The 7,838-nt window shown below is 56.0% G+C and carries 5 protein-coding genes; 1 reads left to right on the top strand and 4 read right to left on the bottom strand.

Going from position 1 to position 7,838, the window contains the following annotated elements; translation table 11 throughout:
• Positions 1-11 precede the first annotated feature (11 nt).
• From C2846_RS04970 to hsdR, 4 genes are all read right to left on the bottom strand, one after another.
• Entirely contained in the window at positions 12-695 is a 684-nt protein-coding gene (locus C2846_RS04970; protein WP_119700839.1) for a protein phosphatase 2C domain-containing protein, read from the bottom strand.
• Positions 696-1,400, bottom strand: a complete 705-nt coding sequence (locus C2846_RS04975) for a hypothetical protein (protein WP_119700840.1) — start codon at positions 1,398-1,400, stop codon at positions 696-698.
• The gene (locus C2846_RS04980; RefSeq protein WP_119700841.1) at positions 1,397-2,041 is read right to left on the bottom strand and encodes a hypothetical protein; all 645 of its coding nucleotides are present in this window, start codon (positions 2,039-2,041) and stop codon (positions 1,397-1,399) included. The genes C2846_RS04975 and C2846_RS04980 overlap by 4 nt, the downstream gene beginning before the upstream one ends.
• A gap of 77 nt (positions 2,042-2,118) precedes the next feature.
• Positions 2,119-5,595, bottom strand: coding sequence for a type I restriction-modification system endonuclease (gene hsdR, locus C2846_RS04985; protein WP_119700842.1), 3,477 nt, complete (start codon positions 5,593-5,595; stop codon positions 2,119-2,121).
• 429 nt (positions 5,596-6,024) lie between these two features.
• Here hsdR and C2846_RS04990 point away from each other — a divergent pair, with 429 nt between their 5' ends.
• A complete protein-coding gene (locus tag C2846_RS04990; protein ID WP_119700843.1) occupies positions 6,025-7,362 on the top strand; it encodes a tyrosine-type recombinase/integrase in 1,338 nt (445 codons plus the stop codon).
• The last annotated feature ends 476 nt before the right edge of the window (positions 7,363-7,838 follow it).

Below are 7,838 nucleotides of genomic sequence, written 5' to 3' on the forward strand. Positions count from 1 at the left end.
AGATTGGCTCATCAATTAAGTGGCGGAGTGATGCACAGGCAGCCGATGTCGTCATCGGTGGGTGCAGCGGGCAGGCTGCCATCGCGCAGAAAACCCTGCTGCTGTGACTCGTTGAGACCGGCCCAAAAGCCGTCAGTTGCCAGCAACCAATGCCGGTTTGCGCCTGGCCGCCAATGCTGGATTTCAGGGTCGCTTTCGCGTCTGGGGGTAAAGCAACGGGTCAGACTGTGCCGCAATGGCATTTGCGCAAGTTGCGAATGCGCGAGATTGCCTTGCCAGTTGGCTCTGCAGTGCACAGAACTCAGCCAGCTGATTGTGCTATCCGCTTCAATCAGCCCCAGGCAGCAGTCCCCTTCATGAAGACTGAATGCGGCATCGCCGTGCAGGCACAGGGCCAGGTAACTACAGGCCGCCTGTGGGTGGGTATGACGAAGGGCTTGTTGGCTGTTGCCGATTAGCTGCCGCAGCGCCTCAGCCAGCTGTTGCGGGCTCAGGTCTGTCGCCGGCAAATGACTGAACCCCTCAACAAGTGCTGCCAGCAGCGCAGCGGCCAATTCACCACTACCCGGGTGAGCACTGCTGCCGTCTGCAATCAGGTAAAGACCGGCATCAGGCAGCTCTATATGGGCGCAGGTGTCGCGATTGTCTTCCGTGAGGGTGCCGGCCTGGGTATGCCAGCGCAGGGTGGCAGGCATTCAGGCGGCTACCTGAGCAATATGGCGCAGACGCTGCCAGATGATCTGTTCACGTTCGCGCACGCCGTGAGCAGCGCCCTGCACCAAATACGCGAAGTCGTTATTGATCAGCAGCTCAGCAAACTTCTCTGCCAGATAGGCGCGTAGCTCAGGGGCTGCCGCGTCGACCTCCTCCAGCAATTCTTCGCGACCGTCAACCAGGTTGAGAATATCCTCAAGATCCTGGCTGCCCAATGGATTCTGCGCGCCGCGACCCCGGTAAGCTTCCAGTTTGCTGCCGAGAAAGTAAGGTGGGGTAAACAGACGAATACGGCTACCACTGGGCAACTGGTGCCACTGCGCAGTGGCCAGGCCGTCCTTGAACCAGCGATTGTTGCAACCGAGCAGATTGGCGGTTTCGGTATCCTCGGGCATAAAGTCAACCTTCAACTCACCGAGACGCATGCGGCATATGACTTCGTCCTGCGGCGATTGTCTGAAGCCTTTCTGCCTGAGCTGTTCGACCAGCCTTTGCCATTGGGCATAGCCTGCGAGGTGAACAACCAAATCGACATCGTCGGTATAACGCACTTCTTCACGGCTGAATTCATCCGTCAGCAGCAGGGCTGTGGTGCAACCGCCGACGAATGCGATCTCCTGGCAAAGCTCTTTCCCGAGCGCCTCTGCGACCACTTCGAGCATCTGGATGTTGTGGCTCTGACTCATGCCGGCAGCACCTTTTCGCGCAGCATCTCACTGGCAAGGCTGGCTTCTCTGGCATTGCCGATACGAATGGCATCAATTAACGCCAGGTATTCGTAAAGCCGCGGATCTTTTTTCACCGCACCCGGCACGGTCCTGAATAGCGGGGTTACAGACTGGCCCTTGCGCTTGCCGTAGGCATCCGGCCACACCAGTATCAAGTCGCCGCCGGTCAGCAACTTCCCCTGCAACACCGGCGCGGAGAAACCTGTGGGAATACCTCTGACTATTTCTGCAGGCCTGGCAGGAAAGACGTATTTCAAGCCATGTTCGATAAAGCCCAGCAGCGCGCTACTGTTTACCCGGGGGAGCCTGGTATTTGGATCGATGCGCAACAGGCCGACGTTCTGGCAGCGTTTCAGAGCAGAGGCGATTTCGCTTTTGCTGATGCCCAGCGACGCCTCCAGAGCACGAACCGAGTAACTTTCGTGGTGCACTGGTGGGTCCTGCTCAACGTCATCCTCCCAACCCTGCCATTCGTCGGATAAAGGTGCTTCGCTAAGCTTGCTCAGCGCCGCCGTTTCGCCCGCACGCAGCACCAGCTGGCGCTCTTGCTGCTCCAGACAAATCAATTTAACCAACAGCAGAACATCTTGACTCTTCATTTCAATCCAGGCAGCAACCGTCCACAGTCCAAGGACTGAGGACAGTTAAGCGCATGCATACAATTTCTGTCAATCATTTAAATAGCTGCGCCCCAGAGTGTTTCATTCAGGCTTTCCAGCACCACGGCCAGGTTACCGCCCAGCCGCTTGTCCAGCTGCTTGCTGCCGCCGTCGTTCCTGAAGGCTTCGCCGATCTGCTGCTGATCGATCACCACTTCGTGCACCAGCTGCTTGGCCAGCCGCTCCAGCCATTTGCGCTGTACCGGTGTCCATGGCTGCATCGCGTAGATGCCTTGCATGGCGTTGGCCACGCGCTGCTCGAAGGGCAGCAATGCCTCCCCAAGGGCGGCACGGCGGATAAAGCCGACAATGCTGGCGGCAATTTCCTGGTTGGTCTGGTCGCGCCAGGCGCTCTGCAGATTGACTTCGGTAAAGCCATGCTGGTCAAGCAGCAGGCGGACCTCGCGCAGCTGTTGCCGAGTCAGATCCTGCGGCCGGTTGACCACCACACCAAGAGCCACCGACTGGTTCAGCTGGTTTCTGATGAAGTCGTTGAAGCTCTCCAGGTAGTCAGCGGGCTTTTGGTTGGCCCCATAACTCTGCTCTCTGACCACCAACTCGTCAGTGTGATTCGAGATCACCGGATAGAGCTCGGAACCAAGCATCCACCTGACCTCCGCCAGTTGGGTAAGCAACTGGGCATGCTGCTGCACAAAGTGTGCGGCCTGCTGCGGTCCCAGCTGATGCAGATGCTGGTGCAGCCTGTCAGGCGCTACACCCCAACTATCTTCCAGCTCGTCGAGACGCTGGCGGAGCTTTTCGTTGGTTTCGGCCTTGTGCCTGGCCTTGCGCAGAATGCGCATGATGCGCTGGCTGAGCTGGGCCAGCACATCGTCGGCATGACTGCTGTCAGGCAGGCTGCCGGGGGCCTCCAGACTGGCCGGATTGTTCAGTTCGTCGACCAGCTGCTCAATGCTGATATCAGGGTCCTTGACCAGCGGCTTCATGGTGTCGACGGCTTCCAGGCTGGCGTACAGATCCACCGGGTCATAGATGCGGAACACGGTCTTGCCGATCTCGTCACAGCGCCGGGTGGCGCGGCCCTTCATCTGTTCATAGAGAATGCGTGAACGCACCCGGCGCATAAATACCAGATGGCAGATGCGCGGCACGTCGATGCCGGTGGTCAGCAGGTCAACGGTGATGGCGATACTGGGGAAGCGCTCGTTCTTGTACTGGCGGATAAGTTGTTCGACCTTGTCGCTCTGGCCGGTAATGATCTGCACCGCCGCCTGGTTGTACTGCTCGCCATGCAGGTCCTTGAACGCCTCGTCGAGCAGGTTCTTGACCCGCTCGGCATGGGCCTGATTGACGCAGAAGATCATGGTCTTTTCTTCGCCAAGGGGGTCCAGCTCCTGCGCCAGTTGCTCACAGATCACCTTGTCGAAGCCCGGCGTGATGACCCGGCGATTGAAGGATTCGATCTCGAAGTCCAGTTCATCCTCCAGCTCGGCGACATCCACTTCACCGGTGGCGGTATTGATGACGCTGACGCTTTCACCCTTGCCGAAGTGAATGCCGTTCTGGCTGAGCAGGGTCTGGTAACGGACTGGCGGTTCATGATCGATCAGCCAGTCGTCGGCGACCGCCTCGCGGTAGCTGTAGGTGAATACTGGCGCACCAAAGATTTCGCTGGTGTGCTTGGCCGGGGTGGCGGTCAGACCGATGCGACAGGCGTCGAAGTAGTCCAGCACCCGGCGGTATTGCGACAGGTACTGGCTGTAATCGCGCACGGCCAGCTCGCCTTCGGTCATCTCCTGATCCAGGGTGTAGCCGCGGTGGGCCTCGTCGACGATCACGCAGTCAAAGGCGTCAATCGGTGGCGGACTATCCGACTGGAAGATGCGCCTTACCATGGCCTGGACCGTTGCCACTTGGATGCGGGTTTCGGCCTCGGCGGCCATGTCGCCCAGCTCCTTGATGTCGTAGATCTGCGCCAGCGACTGATTCTGTTCCAGGGGGGCTTCGTGGAAGGCTTCGATGGCCTGTTGCCCGAGGGCGCTGCGATCCACCAGAAACAGGATGCGCCTGAAGCGTTCCGACTTCAGCAGGCGGTACATCAGGCCGATGATGGTGCGGGTCTTGCCGGTGCCGGTGGCCATGGCCAGCAGGCATTGCCTGCGGTTGGCGGCCAGCGCCTGCTCCACCGCCTGAATGGCATTCACTTGATAATCACGCAGCCGCAGGTAACCGAAGCCTTCTTCCTGCAATAGGCTCTCGGCGGCCTCACGGTTACGCCGCAGCTGATCCAGCAGGCCCTGCGGCGTATAGAAATCCTGTAGCGGACGCTGCAGGTTGGCCGGGCTGCGCAGGTCGCGAAACCAGATGCCGGACTGTTCGGCCAGCTGCTTGATATAGGGCCGGCCATTACAGGCAAAGGCGAACGGCACATTGAAGGTCCCGCCCTGCCCATCCGGCCAGCCTGCCGACAGCCCGGAGAGCTCCCAGGCGGGCTGCAGGCCACCCTTGATCATCAGCTGACGGGCATAACGCTCGGCCTGGGGAATACGCCCGGCGATGTTCACCCGCTTGCGCTTGGCTTCAACAATCGCCAGCGGTGTCAGGCCACTGAACAGCACATAGTCGGCGTCCTGCCCCGCTTTGCTGGTGGGCCACTCGGCAATTGCCTTGTTCCTGCCCTTTTCCGGCCGGGTGCCCTTGGCGTAGGCCAGATCAAGCGAGTCGGCCTCCCAGCCGGCGTCGTTCAGCTGCTGGTCAATCAGGATGCGCGTCAGGTCTTCGTTAAGATCGAACTGGCTGGTGGCCTGCTGGGTCTTGCGCATGACCTGCTGCGCTGCCTGCGGCTGGTTTTGCAGTTGCGCCTGCAGGGCTTGCAGGCGGGCCTCGAACTCGGCGCGGTTTCTGGCCAGCTCTGCCTCATGTTCGAGGGCTATTTGCTCGTAGGTGCGCGCCTCTTCATCCATCTGCCCTGCCAGGGTGGCGTACTCGTCCTTTTCGCGACTCAGCAGAGCGGCCAATTGCTGGTTGGTTTCCAACTGCTGACGACTATCACCCAGCTCGGCGCGCAGCCGCTCAATCTGCTCCTGCAATTCGCGCAAGGGAGCACTGGGGTCGGCAGGTGTGATGAAGGCGCCCGGCTTGAAGTTGCTGACGTTGGCACCGAACGACTGGTGGTACCAGATGGCCAGACCACGGGCCACGCGCAAGCCATCGATGGCCTCGCGGTGCTGGGTATGGAAACCGTGGGTAGCCTTGTTGCCTTCGATGCGCAGGGTGTGGAACAGGTTGCGGATATTGGCGTCGAGCTGGATCTCCCGACTCAGACGATAGAGCAGATCGGACTGCGAGATGGTGTCGTCGAACGGGATGCCGGTGCGCACCGCCAGATCCTGCGCCATGGCTTCGCCAAACTGGCGCAACTTGATCAGCGTGGTGTTGGGGTCGCTGGCAAATACCCGCTCGGCGGCCGTGGCCAACTGAAGGAAAACCGGATCATGTTCCTTGAGAAAAGCGAAATTACTGGTCTCGGTCATGGCTCATCCCTTGAAATCCTTCCTCCAGCGATTCGGCGCTATGGGCGTCGTACTAGCCACATGATGCCAGACGCAGAGAGATGAGGGTACCCAGAAGGGCCGTTTAGCCGTGAAGGAACATGCAGCCAATGCATTGGTGCGCGCGGTAATGTAACCCCCGACGTAACCCCTGCCCAGAAACGAAAAAGGCCTGCATCACTGCAAGCCTTTATCTATATGGTGCCGGCACCAGGAGTCGAACCCGGGACCTACTGATTACAAGGGACAATTTAGCACGTTGCAGAGCTTGTGATCACAAAGCAAAAAAGCTATTTTGTCATTTAATATCAATAGGTTATCGTTTCAATTTATTCCATTCGGTTTCAGTGTATTTCCATTTTTTACGCCGGAAACGGTACCCCAAACGGTACCCCACTCAGGAGGCGAACCATGGCAGTTGCAAAGCCCGAAGAGCTTAAGTCTCTTGCCGTTGGCGAGGCACTCACCGACTCCATTCCTGGAAAAGGTAATGGAGCCATTCAGTTCATCAGAAAACCCAGCGGCAGGATACTCGCCTTCTACCGCTACAGTGTTGGTGGGGCGCGAAAAAGGATCAGCATTGGAAGCTATCGAGAAAAGCAGCGCGACCTTGGTTACACACTCAACGAAATTCGAGAAAAGGCGTTTGATCTAGCTAGACTAAGACAACAACACGGGGACCTATCCGTATACTTCGAGAAAGCTAAAGAACAGCAAAAAAACAACGAAATTGAAGCCAAGAAAATCAAAGACGCCCTTGCAGCCAGAGGAACGATGAGCGACTTGCTTCAAGACTACATGAGTGAGCGCAGCTCAAAGTCAAAACCAAGCTCAATAAAGGAGATGCGAAGATTACATAATTTAATGCTAGAGAGCCACCCGCACATTTTAAACTTACATGCCGCGGAGGTGGAAACCTGGCATATAAAAGAAATCATCATACCTATTCATGCGCGAAACGCCAAAATTATGGCCGAGCGCTACAGGCGATTTATCTCTGCAGCATTCAACTATGGAGCAAAATCTGAAAATATAATCGGAAGATCTAGCGCAAAAATTTATGAAATAAAAGCCAACCCTGCCGCAACAATTACAGTAGACCGCATTGAAAGAAAAATAACGAGGGCACTTTCCGAGCCGGAGCTAAAACAGCTATGGCACACACTAGACCTAGCCAACCGCGTAGGACCCGTAATAAGCATGCTCTTGAAATTTGTAATTGCGACAGGCGGCCAGAGAATTTCAAACATCATAGAAAGCGAATGGAAATCATACGACTTAGAAAACAAGGTACTTCACCTGCACCACAGCAAAGGGAAAGGCGGACACTTCTTTAAAAGAGACCACCCAGTTCCGCTAACTCCTAGGGCGCTGGAAATATTGAATTTTGTCCATCGTTTAAACGGAAACAAAGCACGACCTTGGACCACAGTGAGCGACGGCAGACCCATCGCACTTTCCAGCATTAAAAATGCGATCAACCGCTGGCTGACTTCAGATCATTCATTTCTGGATGGGAATAAAATAACACCATTCACTGCCAGAGACTTACGCCGGACATGCACCCAATTAATGGCGAAATACGGTGTTAATGACAGGCAATCAGACGAAATTCAGGCTCATGGCATTGGAGGCATCGTAGAGGACCACTACAGAAACAACCCCATTGTTACTCTACCAAGGCGCATAAAAACCATGCAGCAGTGGGAAGAAATTCTCACAAAAATCTTAGATAACAAGACCCAGTAAGTCTATCTGAACTTCCCCCGCTAAAGTGGACACCCCGCCCAAACTGATGGCAAAAAAACTGTGTTTTTCACTCGAAAATCCCCCTGCAGCCAGGCCGACCGCTCACTCGCGGGTTCTAAAACCAACCCCCTGGCGGATGATCAGCCTACAGGCAACGAAAAACATAACTTACTGATTAATTTATGCTTTTCCGTCACCACCACCATTTTTTCCGTTAACATTTCAATTTTTTCCGCCACGCTTAGGAATCTGCCTGTACGGCCCATAACGGAAAAACCTCAACCTATTGAAAATTTTATGTTTTTCATCATCAAACAAAATTTTCCGTCACCCCATTTCCATCAAGAGCTCCCCTAACATTCAACCCATCGTTTTCCGCCAATGCCCCCAACGGAAAAACCCTTAAATATCAGAGTAATGCAAACTTTCTGCTACGGCGCAGAAATAGCCAACTTGAATCGCCCCGGGTTTCATGG

Origin of the sequence: Pseudomonas jilinensis, from assembly GCF_003586265.1 — a bacterium.
Taxonomy (GTDB): domain Bacteria; phylum Pseudomonadota; class Gammaproteobacteria; order Pseudomonadales; family Pseudomonadaceae; genus Halopseudomonas; species Halopseudomonas phragmitis.

Coding starts and splice junctions, on each gene's coding strand:
- C2846_RS04970 (WP_119700839.1), bottom strand. CDS start 695: ATGCCTGCCACCCTGCGCTGGCATACCCAGGCCGGCACCCTCACGGAA.
- C2846_RS04975 (WP_119700840.1), bottom strand. CDS start 1,400: ATGAGTCAGAGCCACAACATCCAGATGCTCGAAGTGGTCGCAGAGGCG.
- C2846_RS04980 (WP_119700841.1), bottom strand. CDS start 2,041: ATGAAGAGTCAAGATGTTCTGCTGTTGGTTAAATTGATTTGTCTGGAG.
- hsdR (WP_119700842.1), bottom strand. CDS start 5,595: ATGACCGAGACCAGTAATTTCGCTTTTCTCAAGGAACATGATCCGGTT.
- C2846_RS04990 (WP_119700843.1), top strand. CDS start 6,025: ATGGCAGTTGCAAAGCCCGAAGAGCTTAAGTCTCTTGCCGTTGGCGAG.